Source organism: Bradyrhizobium sp. 1200_D9_N1_1, assembly GCF_052075915.1.
In the GTDB taxonomy this organism is placed as follows: Bacteria; Pseudomonadota; Alphaproteobacteria; order Rhizobiales; family Xanthobacteraceae; genus Bradyrhizobium; species Bradyrhizobium diazoefficiens.
Genome location: NZ_CP197226.1, coordinates 238,161 through 253,268 on the forward strand (window position 1 = coordinate 238,161; position 15,108 = coordinate 253,268).

The 15,108-nt window shown below is 64.3% G+C and carries 17 protein-coding genes and 1 pseudogene; 7 read left to right on the forward strand and 11 right to left on the reverse strand.

Going from position 1 to position 15,108, the window contains the following annotated elements:
* Window positions 1-93: 93 nt before the first annotated feature.
* The 7 genes from AB5K84_RS01100 to AB5K84_RS01130 form a co-directional block, all read right to left on the reverse strand.
* Entirely contained in the window at window positions 94-1,542 is a 1,449-nt protein-coding gene (locus AB5K84_RS01100; RefSeq protein ID WP_038965116.1) for an ammonium transporter, read from the reverse strand.
* A 37-nt stretch (window positions 1,543-1,579) separates the two neighbouring features.
* On the reverse strand, window positions 1,580-1,918 hold the full coding sequence (locus tag AB5K84_RS01105; RefSeq protein WP_008142813.1) for a P-II family nitrogen regulator: 339 nt from the start codon (window positions 1,916-1,918) through the stop codon (window positions 1,580-1,582).
* Window positions 1,919-2,365: 447 nt separating this feature from the next.
* Window positions 2,366-2,968: an ATP-dependent Clp protease proteolytic subunit gene (locus AB5K84_RS01110; protein WP_011083439.1), complete on the reverse strand. Its 603-nt coding sequence runs from the start codon at window positions 2,966-2,968 to the stop codon at window positions 2,366-2,368.
* A gap of 40 nt (window positions 2,969-3,008) precedes the next feature.
* Window positions 3,009-3,362, reverse strand: a complete 354-nt coding sequence (locus tag AB5K84_RS01115) for an SRPBCC family protein (RefSeq protein ID WP_011083438.1) — start codon at window positions 3,360-3,362, stop codon at window positions 3,009-3,011.
* Window positions 3,363-3,390: 28 nt separating this feature from the next.
* The gene (locus AB5K84_RS01120; protein ID WP_011083437.1) at window positions 3,391-3,705 is read right to left on the reverse strand and encodes an ArsR/SmtB family transcription factor; all 315 of its coding nucleotides are present in this window, start codon (window positions 3,703-3,705) and stop codon (window positions 3,391-3,393) included.
* Window positions 3,706-3,790: 85 nt separating this feature from the next.
* On the reverse strand, window positions 3,791-5,092 hold the full coding sequence (locus tag AB5K84_RS01125; RefSeq protein ID WP_038965115.1) for an ammonium transporter: 1,302 nt from the start codon (window positions 5,090-5,092) through the stop codon (window positions 3,791-3,793).
* A 71-nt stretch (window positions 5,093-5,163) separates the two neighbouring features.
* Window positions 5,164-5,502, reverse strand: coding sequence for a P-II family nitrogen regulator (locus AB5K84_RS01130; protein WP_008142802.1), 339 nt, complete (start codon window positions 5,500-5,502; stop codon window positions 5,164-5,166).
* 238 nt (window positions 5,503-5,740) lie between these two features.
* Between AB5K84_RS01130 and AB5K84_RS01135 the strand changes: the two genes are divergently transcribed.
* The gene (locus AB5K84_RS01135; RefSeq protein WP_011083434.1) at window positions 5,741-6,619 is read left to right on the forward strand and encodes a DUF4339 domain-containing protein; all 879 of its coding nucleotides are present in this window, start codon (window positions 5,741-5,743) and stop codon (window positions 6,617-6,619) included.
* Between the two features lie 3 nt (window positions 6,620-6,622).
* Here AB5K84_RS01135 and tesB read toward each other — a convergent pair whose 3' ends face one another.
* Complete coding sequence (tesB, locus tag AB5K84_RS01140; protein WP_028174978.1) at window positions 6,623-7,486, reverse strand: acyl-CoA thioesterase II; 864 nt, start codon at window positions 7,484-7,486, stop codon at window positions 6,623-6,625.
* Window positions 7,487-7,699: 213 nt separating this feature from the next.
* Between tesB and AB5K84_RS01145 the strand changes: the two genes are divergently transcribed.
* Complete coding sequence (locus AB5K84_RS01145; RefSeq protein ID WP_011083432.1) at window positions 7,700-8,920, forward strand: ubiquinone biosynthesis hydroxylase; 1,221 nt, start codon at window positions 7,700-7,702, stop codon at window positions 8,918-8,920.
* Window positions 8,921-9,134: 214 nt separating this feature from the next.
* Here AB5K84_RS01145 and AB5K84_RS01150 read toward each other — a convergent pair whose 3' ends face one another.
* A complete protein-coding gene (locus tag AB5K84_RS01150; protein WP_011083431.1) occupies window positions 9,135-9,332 on the reverse strand; it encodes a Trm112 family protein in 198 nt (65 codons plus the stop codon).
* A 74-nt stretch (window positions 9,333-9,406) separates the two neighbouring features.
* Window positions 9,407-9,940, reverse strand: a complete 534-nt coding sequence (locus tag AB5K84_RS01155; protein WP_038965114.1) for a TetR/AcrR family transcriptional regulator — start codon at window positions 9,938-9,940, stop codon at window positions 9,407-9,409.
* A gap of 91 nt (window positions 9,941-10,031) precedes the next feature.
* Between AB5K84_RS01155 and AB5K84_RS01160 the strand changes: the two genes are divergently transcribed.
* From AB5K84_RS01160 to AB5K84_RS01175, 4 genes are all read left to right on the forward strand, one after another.
* Window positions 10,032-10,382 (forward strand): hypothetical protein, encoded by a 351-nt coding sequence (locus AB5K84_RS01160; RefSeq protein ID WP_011083429.1) that lies wholly within the window; start codon window positions 10,032-10,034, stop codon window positions 10,380-10,382.
* Between the two features lie 62 nt (window positions 10,383-10,444).
* The gene (locus tag AB5K84_RS01165; RefSeq protein WP_011083428.1) at window positions 10,445-11,263 is read left to right on the forward strand and encodes an SDR family oxidoreductase; all 819 of its coding nucleotides are present in this window, start codon (window positions 10,445-10,447) and stop codon (window positions 11,261-11,263) included.
* Window positions 11,264-11,482: 219 nt separating this feature from the next.
* A complete protein-coding gene (locus AB5K84_RS01170; RefSeq protein ID WP_028174973.1) occupies window positions 11,483-11,761 on the forward strand; it encodes a PepSY domain-containing protein in 279 nt (92 codons plus the stop codon).
* 62 nt (window positions 11,762-11,823) lie between these two features.
* On the forward strand, window positions 11,824-12,417 hold the full coding sequence (locus AB5K84_RS01175; protein WP_038965113.1) for a cytochrome b/b6 domain-containing protein: 594 nt from the start codon (window positions 11,824-11,826) through the stop codon (window positions 12,415-12,417).
* Between the two features lie 94 nt (window positions 12,418-12,511).
* Here the strand turns inward: AB5K84_RS01175 and AB5K84_RS01180 are convergent, their stop codons facing one another.
* Window positions 12,512-12,706, reverse strand: coding sequence for a hypothetical protein (locus AB5K84_RS01180; RefSeq protein WP_441232801.1), 195 nt, complete (start codon window positions 12,704-12,706; stop codon window positions 12,512-12,514).
* Between AB5K84_RS01180 and AB5K84_RS01185 the strand changes: the two are divergent.
* Window positions 12,662-15,099 (forward strand): annotated as a pseudogene (locus AB5K84_RS01185) (EAL domain-containing protein). The gene AB5K84_RS01180 and the pseudogene AB5K84_RS01185 overlap by 45 nt on opposite strands.
* The last annotated feature ends 9 nt before the right edge of the window (window positions 15,100-15,108 follow it).

The following is a 15,108-nucleotide window of genomic DNA, read 5'->3' on the forward strand; positions in this document are numbered from 1 at the left end:
TGGAGCCCCTCAACGGTCGGGGCATTGCCGGGTATGTGCCCAAACCGTAGTTGTGGACGCGGTCTCCGAGGAGACCGTGCCCGGGAGGAGACGTTACATGTTGTAGGCGCGCTCGGTGTGCTCGGTGATGTCGAGGCCTTCACGCTCGCTCTCGACATTGGCGCGGAGGCCAACGATCACATCGACGACCTTGTAGAGGATCGCCGAACCGATGCCCGACCACACCAGCGTGGTGCAGACGCCCCAGAACTGGGACACCATCTGCGCCGCGAAGTCGTAATCGGCAACCTTCGGCGGGATCGCGGTGTAGTCGATGATGCCGGCGCCGCCGAGGGCGGGGTTCACCAGGATGCCGGTACCGAGAGCACCGACGATGCCGCCGATGCAGTGCACGCCGAACACGTCGAGGGAGTCGTCGTAGCCGATCGCGTTCTTCACGACGGTGCAGAAGAACAGGCAGACCACGCCGACCACGAGACCGAGGACGATCGCACCCATGACGCCGGAGAAGCCGGCGGCGGGCGTGACGGCCACGAGACCCGCGACAGCGCCGGAGATGACGCCGAGCACCGACGGGTGACCCTTCACGATCCACTCCGCGAACATCCACGACAGCGCGGCGGCTGCGGTGGCGACGAAGGAGTTGGTCATGGCGAGGGCAGCGCCGCCGTTGGCTTCGAGGTTGGAGCCGGCGTTGAAGCCGAACCAGCCGACCCAGAGCAGCGAGGCGCCGATCATCGACATGGTCAGCGAGTGCGGAGCCATCAGCTCCTTGCCGTAGCCGGTGCGCTTGCCGATCAGGAGAGCGCCGACGAGACCTGCGATGCCGGCGTTGATGTGCACCACGGTGCCGCCCGCGAAGTCGATCGCGCCCTTCTTGAAGATCCAGCCGGCGTCGGCGTTGATCTCGTCGAGCTTGGCCTGCGCCGCGGTCTTCGCCGCCGCATCAGTCGCCGCAGCCAGAGCCTTGGCAGCGTCCTGGATCGCGTCCGGGCCGGGCCAGTACCAGACCATGTGCGCGATCGGGAAGTAGATCAGCGTGACCCAGAGCGGGATGAAGAGAGCGATCGCCGAGAACTTCATGCGCTCGGCGAAGGCGCCGACGATGAGGGCCGGCGTGATCGCCGCGAAGGTCATCTGGAAGCACATATAGATGAGCTCCGAGATGTTGGCGTCGACCGAGAAGGTCGCGGCCTTCGAGTCGGTGGTGACGCCCATCATGAAGGCCTTGGAGAAGCCGCCGATGAAGTCGGAACCGCCGGTGAAGGCGAGGCTGTAGCCGTACACGGCCCAGATCACGGTGACGACGCAGACGGTGTAGAAGACCTGCATCAAGACCGAGAGCATGTTCTTGGAACGGACGAGACCGCCGTAGAACAGCGCAAGACCCGGGATCGTCATCAACAGCACGAGGACTGTCGATGTCAGCATCCAGGCGTTGTCTCCCTTATTGACCGTTGGCTCGGCATAGGCTGCGGTCGCAGCGAACAGGCCGACTGCGAGAGCCGCCAATCCCGCGCCATAGGGACGCTTGAACGTCATATTATTTACTCCTGATTGGATAAGGTTGAGCGCGAAATCAAAGGGCCGCGGCATCGGCCTCGCCGGTGCGGATACGAACCGCATGGTCGAGGTTGATGACGAAGATCTTGCCGTCGCCGATCTGTCCGGTTTTCGCGGCGGACGTGATGGCGTCGATGGTCTTGTCGACCTGGTCGGAGGCGACAGCGACCTCGATCTTGATCTTGGGCAGGAAGCTCACGGCATATTCAGCGCCGCGATAGATTTCCGTATGGCCCTTCTGGCGGCCATACCCCTTGACTTCCGTCACCGTGAGACCGTGAACGCCGATGGCGGTCAGGGCGTCACGGACTTCTTCCAGCTTGAATGGCTTAATAATCGCCATAACAATTTTCATGGGTCCTATCCCCGCTTGGGCCCGGTCCGGACGTGGCCGGGCGTTTCTCGACTGGTTCGCCACGAGGGAGAAGTTTCACTACGCGGGCACAGCCACGCCCCCTAGAATCAAATGCCGTGCCAGAACGGGCGTGTTGCCTAACGGATTATGAAAGCGGGGGTTTTCGCGTTTCGCGGGTATCGCGGTGCAGTGCGCTATTACGTCGCGCTCAAAAGCTGGTCACGACTGCTCAAAATGAGGGCACGACAGGCTGCCGACACAATGTTGCTCACGTGTCGGGCAGCTGGAAGGTATCTAATTATGGGCAAAGCTTACTGAAGTGCTTCGCCGTGCGGCGAAATACCGAACCCCCCGAGCTCGTGCCCACGGGATGCGCGCAACCGGCCGAGCCGCTCGGGCAGAACAAAGCTCGCCGGACGGTATCCGGCCGAAGCCGCCGTCGGACCGTCAGGTAGCGTCGCGTTCCGCAAAGACCCGGTCGATCAATCCCCATTCGACCCCTTGCTGTGCAGTCATGAAGTGGTCGCGGTCCAAGGTTCGTTCCACCTCCGCCTCAGTGCGCCCGCAATGCTGCGCGTAGAGCCGGGTGATGCGCCGCTTGGTCTCCTGCATTTCGTTGGCATGGATCAGGATGTCGGACGCTTGGCCCTGGAAGCCGCCGAGCGGCTGATGCACGTGAAGGCTCGCATTGGGCAGCGCGGCGCGGTGACCTCGCTCGCCGGCCATCAGCAGGAACGAGCCCATCGAGCGCGCGGTGCCCATGCACAGCGTATGAACCGGCGCCTTGATGAACTGCATGGTGTCGTACATCGCCAGTCCACTGGTGACTACGCCGCCATAGGAATTGATGTAGAGATTGATCGGCCTGTTCGGATTCTCCGCCTCCAGGAACAACAATTGCGCGCAGACCAGTCCGGACATCGCATCATTGACCTCGCCGTTGAGGAAGATGATGCGCTCGCGCAGGAGCCGCGAATAGATGTCGAAGGATCGCTCGCCGCGGGCAGATTGTTCGACAACCATAGGGACGAGCTGAAGCATGTCGCGCATTGGCGACCTCCATGTCTGCAGGTGATGAAGTCTTTTGCTGTCAGGCCGCCATCATCAGGCGGCAATTGGTGTTGGCCGGCTGCGGCAGTTTCGCGAGGTCGTCGCAGGCTTGCTGGATGATGCGGAAGCGGGTGCCGCCGTCCTCGTTCGGCTCGATCCGGAAGATGACGTGGCTCTCGCGAAACGGCGGCTCTGAATCGCGAAGCCGGTAGCGCACCTCTTCGCCTGCGATCGTTGATTCCGGCTCGGCGCCCGCAAGGTCGCAATCCGGCGACCAGCGCTCGCGCAAGGCCGGAATGGTCACGGCGCGCCAGACCTTTGCCGGCGGCGCATCGAAATCATATTCAAGCACCAGGGCTTCGTCGGGACGATCAGGCTTCGCGGCGTCGCTCATCGGTCCAGGTCCTTATTAATCCAGGTCCTTATTGATCCATGTCCTTGAGGAGATCGGCGAGTGCTTCCATGCGCTTCGGCCAGTAGGCCCGGTAGCGCGCAAGCCATGCCCCGATGGCGACGATTCCGTCCGGGTCGACTTCGTAGTTCACAAAGCGGCCCTGCCGCTGTTCACGCACCAGACCTGCCGCACGCAGCACCGCGAGGTGCTGCGACATCGCCGGTTGGCTGATCTCCAATCCGTCGCGCAAAGCGCTCGCATTCAGGCTTCCGCCAGCGAGCTTCTCAAAGACCCTTCGACGCGTCGGGTCGGCCAGCGCCTTGAAGATGTCGGCTTCGATCATGGCAACACATAAGCATACACTTATGTGTTGCGCAAGCCCTGGGCGACCTTAGGCTGCTCGATTCCTCGAACCGCTCGCCCGCAGCTTACTGCAGGGCCTCACCGTGCTGCGAAATATCCAGTCCCTCGAGCTCGTGCTCACGGGATACGCGCAAGGGCACGAACAGGCCGACCAGCTTGAGCAGGATGAAGCTCACGCCTGCCGCCCAAACGAAGGTGACGGCGACCCCATAAAGCTGGATCAGAAGCTGCCGCGGATGACCTTCGAGCAGGCCGGCGGTGCCGCCGATGGCGCTGGTTGCGAACACCCCGGCGAGCAGGGTGCCGGTCAGACCGCCGATGCCGTGGACGCCGAACACGTCGAGCGAATCGTCATAGTCGAAGCGGTGCTTCAGCCAGGTGCAGGCCCAGTAGCAAACCGCCCCGGCGATGATGCCGATGACGATGCCATGCCACGGCGCGACGAAGCCCGAAGCCGGCGTGATGGTGCCGAGGCCAGCGACCGCGCCGGAGATCATGCCGAGCACGGAAGGCTTGCGCCGCGTTGACCATTCGATTGCGCCCCAGGTCAGCGCGCCGGAGCAGGCCGCCAGATGGGTCGCGATGATCGCCAGCACCGCGCGCGAATTGGCCGCGCCGGCCGAACCGCCGTTGAAGCCGAACCAGCCGACCCACAACAGGCCAGTGCCCATCACGGCGAGCGACAGATCGAACGGCGAGAGATTTTCGGTGCCGTAGCCGTGGCGGCGCCCCATCACCTTGGCGGCGACGAGGCCGGCGGTGCCGGCCGACAGATGCACCACGAGGCCGCCGGCGAAATCCAGTACGCCCATGCTGGCGAGGAAGCCGCCGCCCCACACCCAATGCGCCAGCGGAATGTAGACGAAGATGAACCAGGCGACCGAGAACAGCAGATAAGCGGAGAACCGCATGCGGTCGGCGACCGAGCCCGCGACCAGCGCCACCGTGATGATCGCAAACGTCATCTGGTACAGCATGAACAGCGATTCCGGGATGGTCTTCGCGGCCGGGTTGACGCTGTCGAGCGTCATGCCCGCCAGGAACCAGCGGTCGAGCGTGCCGATCCAGGGGCCGTCGCCGACAAAGCAGAGCGAATAGCCGAACGCGACCCAGAGAATCGAGATCATCGTCACGGCGGCAAGGCTCTGCGCCATGGTGGCGAGCACGTTCTTCTTGCGCACCATGCCGGAATAGAACAGCGCGAGGCCGGGGATCGTCATCATCAGCACCAGCGCGGTGGCGACGATCATCCAGGCGGTGTCGGCGGTGTTGATCTCGGAACCCGCGGCCTGCGCCGGCGCGGCAACGATCGACATAAGTCCGGCCGGCGCAGCTACAACGGCCGCGCGGCGCAACAATCCCGCCATGTCATTTCCCCCAGCATAGAAATTGCGTCGCAGCTGTGGCGTCGTTGCCCGGCGCGATCGAAGAAGAATCGTTAGAGCGCGTCGCTGTCGGTTTCGCCGGTGCGGATGCGCAGCGCGTGGTCGATCGGCGTGACGAAGATCTTGCCGTCGCCGATCTGCCCGGTGCGCGCCGTGGCGGTGATCACGGCGACCGCCTTGTCGGCGACGTCGGAGGCGACCGCGATCTCGATGCGCAGCTTCGGCAGGAAGTTCACGACATATTCCGCGCCGCGATAGATCTCGGTGTGGCCCTTCTGGCGGCCATAACCCTTTACCTCGGTCACGGTCATGCCGTGGACGCCGATCGCCGTCAGGGCCTGGCGGACCTCATCGAGCTTGAAGGGTTTGATGATCGCGACGACGAGTTTCATGGTCAGGCCTATTCCCCGGGATGCGCCGCGCCGTATGTCCCCGGCGCAGCGTCAATCTGGCATCTTTCCGGGCAAATGGCATAAAAAAGTTGCAGATTGAAGCGGAAAAACGTTTGGCGTTGTGAACGGCCGCCTCTGTACAGGGCAGCCGTTCATCCGTCACAATGCATTTTTGGCATGGATGCGGTGAACCGAAGCGTCCCAGCCGGTACATAAGTATGTTTGAGGGGGACGTTTCATGGCGAGTTGGTTCTACGCATCCGAGGGCAAGCAGCAGGGGCCCTTTCCCGAAGGGCAGTTCCGCGACCTCATCGCCCAGGGCGTCGTGCGCCCGGATACGCTGGTGTGGACCGAAGGCATGGCCGGCTGGCAGAAGGCCGCCGAGATCCCCGGCCTGGTCGGCGGCGGCGCGCCGCCGATGATCCCGGCCGGTGGTCCGCCGACGATGGGCGGCCGCGGCAATGGTGGCGCCGCCGGCGGATCACTGTCGGTCGATTTTGGCATCCTCGAATTCACCTGGCGTAGCATCGTGATGCTGATAGGCATGTGCTTTGTCATCCCGGCGCCGTGGGTCTTCGTCTGGTACACAAAATGGATCGTGCCTTGCGTGAAGGTCCCGGGACGCCCGAACCTCAGCTTCACCGGCAATGCGATGGCGCTGGTGCCCTGGTTTTTCGGCTTCATCGTTCTGGCGATCGCGATCGGCTTCATCGGCAGCCAGTTGCTGAGCAACCTGCTGTTCCTCGTGCAGATCGTTCTCTACTGGCTCCTCATCAAATGGATCGTCGCGAACCTCGCCTCCAATGGGCAGCCGCTCGGCATCAGCTTCACCGGCTCGGTCTGGGCCTATGTCGGCTGGAATCTGCTGTTCGCGATCTCGATCATTACCATCGTCGGCTGGGCCTGGGTTGCCGCGGCTCAGATGCGCTGGTTCTGCCGCAGCATTGAAGGCACGCGGCGCGAGATCGTCTTCAAGGGCAGCGGTCTTGAGATTCTCTGGCGCGGAATCGTGGCCGCAATCCTGTTCAGCCTCATCATCCCGATCCCGTGGGTGTATCGCTGGATCATGAACTGGTTTGCGTCGCAGACCGAGCTCGCCCCCCGCGGCTCCCTCTAGGCGTTACGCCCTCCGCTCGCGCACGGAGCCTTCCTGCGCGACGGAGGCGACCAGCGTGCCGTCGGGCTTGAAGATCGAGCCGCGGGTCAGCCCGCGGCCGCTTCGCGCGCTCGGCGAATCCTGGGCGTAGAGCAGCCATTCGTCGGCGCGGAACGGGCGGTGAAACCACATCGCGTGGTCAAGGCTCGCCGGCATCATGCGCTTGTCGAACAGCGTGCGGCCGTAGCGCGCCATGATCGCATCGAGCAGCGAGAAATCCGACGCGTAGGCCAGCGCGCACATGTGCAGCGCCGGATCGTCGGGCAGCTTCGCCGCGGTCCTGATCCAGACGTGGATGCGACCGTCCTCGATCTTCTGGCCGAAGTAGCGGCCGAGCTCGACCGGGCGCAGCTCGATCGGACGGTCGGATTCATAGTAGCGGCGAATGAACTCCGGCATCTCCTTGAACAGCGGCTGCTTCGCCACTTCCTCCGCCGTCAGCTTTTCCGGCGGCGGCACGTCCGGCATCTTGTCCTGGTGATCGAACGCGCTCTCCTCCTCGGCATGGAACGACACCATGATCGAGAAAATCGCGTTGCCGTGCTGGATCGCGGTGACGCGGCGGGTCGAGTAGCTCTTGCCGTCGCGCAGGCGCTCGACCTGGTAGATGATCGGGATCTGCGGATCGCCCGGCAGGATGAAATAGCAATGCAGCGAATGCGGCAGCCGGCCCTCGACGGTGCGGCAGGCCGCGACCATCGCCTGCCCGATCACCTGGCCGCCGAACACCCGCTGCCAGCTCGTCTTCGGACTGTTGCCGCGGAACAGGTTCACCTCGAGCTGTTCGAGGTCGAGGATCGAGATCAGGTCGATCAGGCTTTTGGACATGATGGTGCTTTCGAAAATCTCGTCATTCCGGGGCATCGCGCCAGCGATGAACCCGGAATCCCGAGCGATAACCTCTGGATTCCGGGTTCGCGCTTCCGCGCCCCGGAATGACGGAATTGGGCCGTTCCGCCCTTGTTTCACCGCACTGTTTCGCCCACCTCAAGTCTGCTAGCAAGACCAAGAACAGGCGAAGTATTGGCCGGGAAGCTTGGTATGTCGGTACAGGGTAGCATTGTCATTGGCGGCGGCGCGTTTGCGGGCCTGGCGCTGGCCTTGGCGCTCCGCCAGGGGCTCGGGCCCGAGATTCCCGTCATCGTCGCCGATCCCGCGCTCAGCACGCGGCCGAGCCGGGACCCGCGCGCCACCGCGATCGTCGCCGCTTGCCGCCGCCTGTTCGAGGCGATCGGTGCCTGGGACGACGTCAGGGGCGAGGCGCAGCCGATCCTCGACATGGTCGTCACCGATTCCAAGCTGGAGGACGCCACGCGTCCGGTGTTCCTCAACTTCGCCGGCGACGTCGCGCCGGGCGAGCCCTTTGCGCACATGGTCGAGAACCGCCGCCTGATCGACGCGCTGGTCGTGCGTGCCGAGGCCGAGGGCATCGATCTCCGCGCCACCACGGTCGCCTCCTACGACGCCCGCTCCGACGGCATCGACGTGACGCTCGGCGACGGCAGCGTGATCGCGGCCAGCCTGCTGGTCGCCGCCGATGGTGCGAGGTCGAAGCTGCGCGAGCGCGCCGGCATCGCCACCAATGGCTGGGAGTATGACCAGTCCGGCATCGTCGTCACCGTCGGCCATGAGCGCGACCACGAAGGCCGCGCCGAAGAGCACTTCCTGCCCGCAGGTCCCTTCGCGATCCTGCCGCTGTCCGGAAAGCGCTCCTCGCTGGTCTGGACCGAGCGCCGGGCTGAGGCCGCGCGCATCATCGCGCTCAGCGACGAAGAGTTTCACGGCGAGCTCGAGCAGCGCTTCGGCCTGCATCTCGGCGAGGTCAAGGCGCTCGACAAGCCGCGCGCATTTCCGCTGTCCTATTTCGTGGCGCGCTCCTTCATCGCCGAGCGCCTCGCGTTGGTCGGCGATTCCGCCCACGTCATCCACCCGATCGCGGGCCAGGGCCTCAACATGGGGCTGAAGGACGTCGCCGCGCTGGCCGAGGTCGTCGTCGATGCCGCGCGGCTCGGCATGGATCTCGGCGCGGCCGACGTGCTCGAGCGCTACCAGCGCTGGCGCCGCTTCGACACCATGGCGATGGGCGTTGCCACCAACTCGCTGAACTTCCTGTTCTCCAACCAGTCGACGCTGCTGCGCACCGTGCGCGACATCGGCCTCGGCCTCGTCGACCGCGCCCCGCCGCTGAAGAATCTCTTTATCCGCCAGGCCGCAGGCCTGACGGGCGAGGTGCCGCGGCTGCTGAAGGGCGAGGCGCTGTAGTTCTTATCCTCGCTGGCGCTCCACCCTCCGCTCGTCGTCCCGGACAAGCGCGCCCCAAGCGCGCGCAGGTCCGAGACCCATACGCCGCAGCAATAGTTTTGCGAAGACTCGGAGTTACCAGCTTCGCGCCAAACCCCTCCCTGGGGTTATGGGTCCTGGCCTTCGCCAGGACGACATCGCGATTGTTGCGCGGCCGCTGCGCAAAACTGCGACCTCAATCGATCTTCCGCGCCTCTTCCGGCAGCATGATCGGGATGCCGTCGCGGATCGGGTAAGCGAGCTTGGCGCTGCGCGAGATCAGCTCCTGCTTTGCGGAATCGAACTCCAGCGGACCCTTGGTCAGCGGGCAGACCAGAATCTCCAGCAATTTCGGATCGACGCTGGTTTCGGGGCGTTCGGTGGGCGCGTTCATTGTGGTCTCCGGCGATGGGCTGCCTCTAGCACAGAAATTCGCGCCCGCCGAGTGACCCGTTCTATTGGAACGGGTCACTCGGCGGAGATCATCCGTAGCAGGTCGTCGAGCAGGCCCTGGAGCCGTGCCACCGGCACCGGCGGGCCCGACAGGGCGAAGCCGAGAAATGTCCAATAGAGGATCTGCGCGCGAGCCTGCGCCGTCGCCGGGTCTAGCCCGCGCTTGTCCAGGAGCTGCTCGATATAGTCGAGCCTGCGGCGGTCGATCGCGCGCACCGCGGCTTGCGCGGCGGCATCGAATGCCGCCCAGTTGCGGACCGCGCGTTCGAGATCGAGCCGCGCGCCGAAGGACCTGCGCAGCAGCGCCTTCAGCGGCTCGTCGCCGGCGGCTTCGACATCGGCAATGATCTGCTCGGCCGCGATCTCGCGCCAGCGTTTCAGCACGGCGGCATGGAACGCGCCGAGATCGGCGAAATGCCAATAGAAGCTGCCGCGCGAAACCCCGATGGCCTTTGCCAGCGGGTCGGCCTTCAGCGCCGTGAAGCCGCTTTTCGCGAGCGCCTTCAGCCCCTGTTTGATCCAATCGTCGGCGGAGAGCTGTTCGGTCATGCCAGGTTCCCGGAACTTGACCATACACTAGTGTATTGACAGGCGGCAGGCCAGCCCCTATGTCTCCATACAGTTATGTACGGAGATATCGATGCGTGATCTGTTGCTCCAGTGCGCCGGCGTCCTGACCATCGTCGTGGCCCTCATCCATGGCATCCTCGGCGAGACCAAGGTCTTTGCTCACGCGAGCATCGAGCCGGAACGGCTGCGCACCCTGATCCGCCTGGTCTGGCAGGCATCGACCGTCGCCTGGATCGGCGGCGGCGTGCTCCTGATCGCGGCGCCCTGGATGGACTCGGCGCCGGCGCGCCACTGGATCGTCATCACCATGGCCTGCGTGTTCGGTTTCTCCGCCTTCGCCAACGCATGGGCGACACGCGGCCGGCACTTTGGTTGGATGGCGCTCAGCGCCGTCGTTGCCATGACGGTTGCCGGCTACTGAGCTCGCCGTGAACGCCTTCCCGCTACGGCGAACGGCGAGCCGTTGCAGATGGAGCTTCAAACATGGCTCTGACACTCGTCACCGGGGGCACGGGCCATCTCGGCCGGGATATCGTCGATCGCCTCGTTCGCAGCGGACGTCACGTCCGGGTGCTTGCGCGATCGCCGGGCACGCGACCGGACGTCGAATGGGCGATCGGCGACCTCGCCACAGGCGCCGGGTTGCGGGACGCGCTGCATGACGTCGACACGGTCATCAACGCGGCGACCTATTCGCCGATCGCGCGGCGCGGCGGCATTCGCCCGACAGACTTCTTCACCTCGCCCTCCGCCGTGGACGTCGAGGGCACCGCGCGGTTGCTGTCCTCCTGCGGGGAGGCCAGGGTGCGGCACTTCCTCCACGTCTCGATCGTCGGCCTCGATGAGGCAACCCTGCCCTACGCGCGGGTCAAGCTTGCCGGCGAACGGCTGGTGCGTGCATCAGCACTGTCCTGGTCGGTGGTTCGCGCGATGCCGTTCTACTATCTGCTCGACAGGCTGCTCTCGGGCCTCGCCTGGCTTCCAGTGTGGCCGGTGCCGACGACGCTGTTCAATCCCGTCGATACGTCGGATGTCGCCGACCACGTCGTGGCCTGCGCCTTCGACGGGACGCGTGGCGAGCGTGCGGAGATTGGCGGCCCCGAAGATATCGAGCTGGTCTCGCTGGCCCGCCGGTATCAGGACGCCCGGGGGCTGCATCGGAAAATCCTGCCGATGAATCTTTCGGACGCGAAGGCGCGCGGCATGGGCTTCGTCGTCAGCCAAGGCGTTCGCGGACGGCTCTCCTGGGCGGACTGGCTGCAACGCAACTACCCCGCTGCGCGAAGCGCGATCCAGGGATGACCAGCCCGGCGGCAGCGTGCCTCCGGCCCGTGAGACGTAAGGCCGCAGCGGTCGTTCAAATGCGTGCTGCATGCGGAGAGCGCTGATCTTTCTCGGATCGTTAGAATATCTCTAAAGCGAACCGGCTCCGAGCCGCATTGACTTCATCATGTGCTTTGCTTCCTTCCGTCCCGCTTCGCGGCTTCTCGCGCAGCGCTCACGACAAAGGAGGAGACGTTCGTGAAGGTCATTCGTGTTGTTGCCATGGTACTGACGATCGGGATTGGCACGGGATCCGCCGCCATGGCCGACGGTTTCAAGAACTGCACCAAGCTCGACAAGGCGTCGTGGAAGCCGGCGAGCGAAGCCGAAGCCAAGGCCAAGGCGCTCGGTTACGAAGTGCGGCGCTCCAAGGTCGAAGGCTCGTGCTATGAGGTCTATGGCGTCAAGGAAGGCAAGCTCTACGAGCTGTTCTACAGCCCCGAAGATCTCAGCCTGAAGCACACGATCGCGAAATGACTTGGGCGAAATGACCTGCGCGAAGTGATCTGCGCAAAGTAAGGCTTGAGGGTGGTCTTCGCTTGATCGAAGAAGCGGTGCCAGAAGCGCGCGGGGCGTCCGACAGGAGCCCCGCGGATCGAACTGCTCCGCGCACGATCGCGGTCTGGGACCTCCCGTTGCGCCTCTGGCACTGGGCCCTGGCGATCTGTGTTCTGGCCGCGTGGTTCACCCCCACCGTCTTTGACCGCCTGCACCGCATCGTCGGCTATACGGTGCTTGGGCTCCTGGCCTTCCGCCTGGTCTGGGGTTTTTGGGGAAGCCGCTATTCGCGCTTCCGCATGGTCGGCGTGAGGCTTCGCGCGGCGCCAGGCTATCTCTGGAACCTGCGCCGCGGCATGACCGGCCGCTACATCGGTCTCAATCCCGCCGGCACGTTGATGCTGGTGGCGCTGCTGGCCTCGCTCGCCGTCTCCACGATCACGGGAGCGATGTCGGTGACCGTCACCTTCTTCGGCGTCTGGTGGGTCGAAGACGCCCACCACTATTCATCGGACGCGGTCATCGTCCTGGTCGTGCTGCACGTCGTGGGCGTGGTGCTGATGGGGATTCTCCAGCGCGAGAACCTGATCCGCGCGATGATCACCGGACGCAAGCGCATCGGCACTCACCTCTAGACGTTCGTTGCCGATCACGGCGCACGTCCGCCGGCCGTCGATGGCGCAAATTTCCGCAGATCGGATTGCACGGGCCGCGTTAACCCGCTGGTAATCATGCAATCAGGCGTTGCACAAAATTAACGCGAAGAACGTCTAGGCGATCCACCATCGACGATATTGACGAGGGGAGCGCTATTGGATGTTCCGCGTTTTTTCCTGCCTCACGGCCGAGCACGATTGGCGTCTCGTCCTGCTTGCCGGCTTGGTATGCTTCGTTGCAAGTATCGTTGCGGTCAGCATCTTTCATCGTGCGGTCGCCTCGCGGGCCTGGGCGCGGTTGATCTGGGTTGCGATTGCCGGCGCCGCCATCGGCTACGGAATCTGGGCAACGCATTTTGTCGCGATGCTCGCCTACGAGCCCGGCGTCCCGACCAATTACGGCCTCGTTCTGACGGTGCTGTCGCTCGCCGCGGCGATGATTCTGACCTCGGGCGGTTTTGGCGTTGCCGTCAACAATTCCGGCCAGTGGCGCGCAGCTGCCGGTGGCGGCATCATCGGCGCGGGCATTGCAAGCATGCACTATATCGGCATGTGGGCCCTCGAGGTCCCGGGTCGCGTGACCTGGTCGCCGGGGCTGGTGTTGATCTCGATCGGCCTCGGCATGGTGCTGGGCTATGCTGCGCTCGCCGTTGCCCTGGGCCACAAGGACAAGTGGGGGACCTTTGCTGCGGCGCTGCTGCTGACGCTCGCCATCGTGTCGCACCATTTCACGGCCATGGGGGCCGTGCAGATCGTTCCAGACCCTACGCTGGCAAGCGATACATTGTCGCTTTCTCCGACCTTCCTCGCCGTGGCAATTGCGGGCGTGGCCCTGTCGGTGCTCGGGATGAGCTTCGTCGGCGTGCTGGCGGATCGCCGCCTTGCGACCAGAACCAGCAGATTCGAGCAAATCATCAGTGAGCTCTCGCTCGCCCGGCAGCAGGTGGAAGATTCGCAACAGGAAATCCAGGAGCAGAAACTCAGGCTCGATACGGCCATCAACAACATGGTCGAGGCCCTGTGCATGTTCGATGCGGAGAAGCGGCTTGTCGTCTGCAACGAGCGCTATGCTCGACTCTATCAGCTGCCGCCGGAACTGTTGAGAACGGGGACACCGCACGCCGACATCATCAGGCATCGCGTCGTGACCGGCATCCTCAAGAGCGACACCAGCGAAGGCGCTGCCGAGCAATTCCTCTCGAAACTGGCTGCGTTGCCGTTCGATGCAGTCTCGAGCAGAATCGACGAGTTCACGGATGGTCGGTTGATCTGCGTGACGCGACAGCCAATGGCCGGCGGCGGGTGGGTGGCTACGCATCTTGACGTCACCGAGCAGCGCCGGTCCGAGGCCAAGATCGCTCATATGGCACAACACGATGCGTTGACCGATCTGCCGAATCGCGTGCTGCTCAGGGAGCGGATGGAGCATGCCATCGCGGTTACGCGCAATGGCGGCCTCGATCTGGCCGTGCTCATGCTGGATCTCGACCGCTTCAAGGAAGTCAACGACACGCTGGGACATCCGACGGGCGATTCCCTGCTGCGCGCCGTCGCCACGCGTTTGCGCGAATGCACGACGGAAACCGCGTTGATCGCACGGCTGGGCGGCGACGAGTTCGCCGTGATCGATTACGTGACCAACCCGGCCGTGGAGGCCGCCGCCCTTGCCGAGAACATCAGGAAGGCGCTTTGCGAGCCGTTCGATCTCGGCGATCACCGGGTCACGGTGGGCACCAGCATCGGCATCGCATCGCGCCGCGCGATGGCAACGATTCCGACGTGATCATGAAGAGCGCGGATCTCGCCCTCTACTCGGCCAAGAGTGGCGGACGCGGCGCATTCCGCTTCTTCGAGCCGGAACTCGACGAGCTCATGCATGCGCGACGCAACCTGGAGCGCGACATGCGGGATGCGATTGTCGGCCGTCAGTTCGAGCTCCACTACCAGCCGTTCGTCAGCCCCGCGACCGGCAAGGTCAATGGTTTCGAGGCCTTGCTACGCTGGCATCACCCGCAACAAGGTCTGGTCATGCCGAGCGAATTCATCCCGCTCGCGGAGGAGACCGGCTTGATCGTGCCGCTGGGAGAATGGGTCCTGAGAGCCGCCTGCGCGGAAGCCGCCAAATGGCCCCCGCATGTCAGGATCGCGGTCAACCTGTCTCCCGCTCAGTTCAGGAGCAAGGAGCTTGTTCCAGTCGTTATCGGCGCGCTGGCGAGTTCGGGAGTTGCGCCGCACAGGCTCGAGCTCGAGGTCACCGAGACGGTGATCATGCATGACAGCGAAGCCGTTTTCGCCGTCCTCGGCCAATTGCGCGAGCTCGGTGTGCGAATCGCCCTCGACGATTTCGGCACCGGCTATTCATCGCTGAGCTTTCTGCAAAAGTTCCCATTCGACAAGATCAAGATCGATCGCAGTTTCGTCAACGAACTTTCGAGCGCAAGGGCAGAGGCGCGCCATCTCGCGCGCGCAGTGGTTCGTTTCGCAGTCAGCCTCGGCAAGACGACGACCGCCGAAGGCGTCGAAACCAAGGAGCAGCTGGATATCCTCTGCGAAGAGGGGTGCCTCGAAACGCAAGGCTACTATTTCAGCCGGCCGATGCCTGCATCCGACATCGCCAGGATGCTACGGCGAGGTGCCGGCGCAGCCGTTCGCGCGGCCTGAGCATTCAGG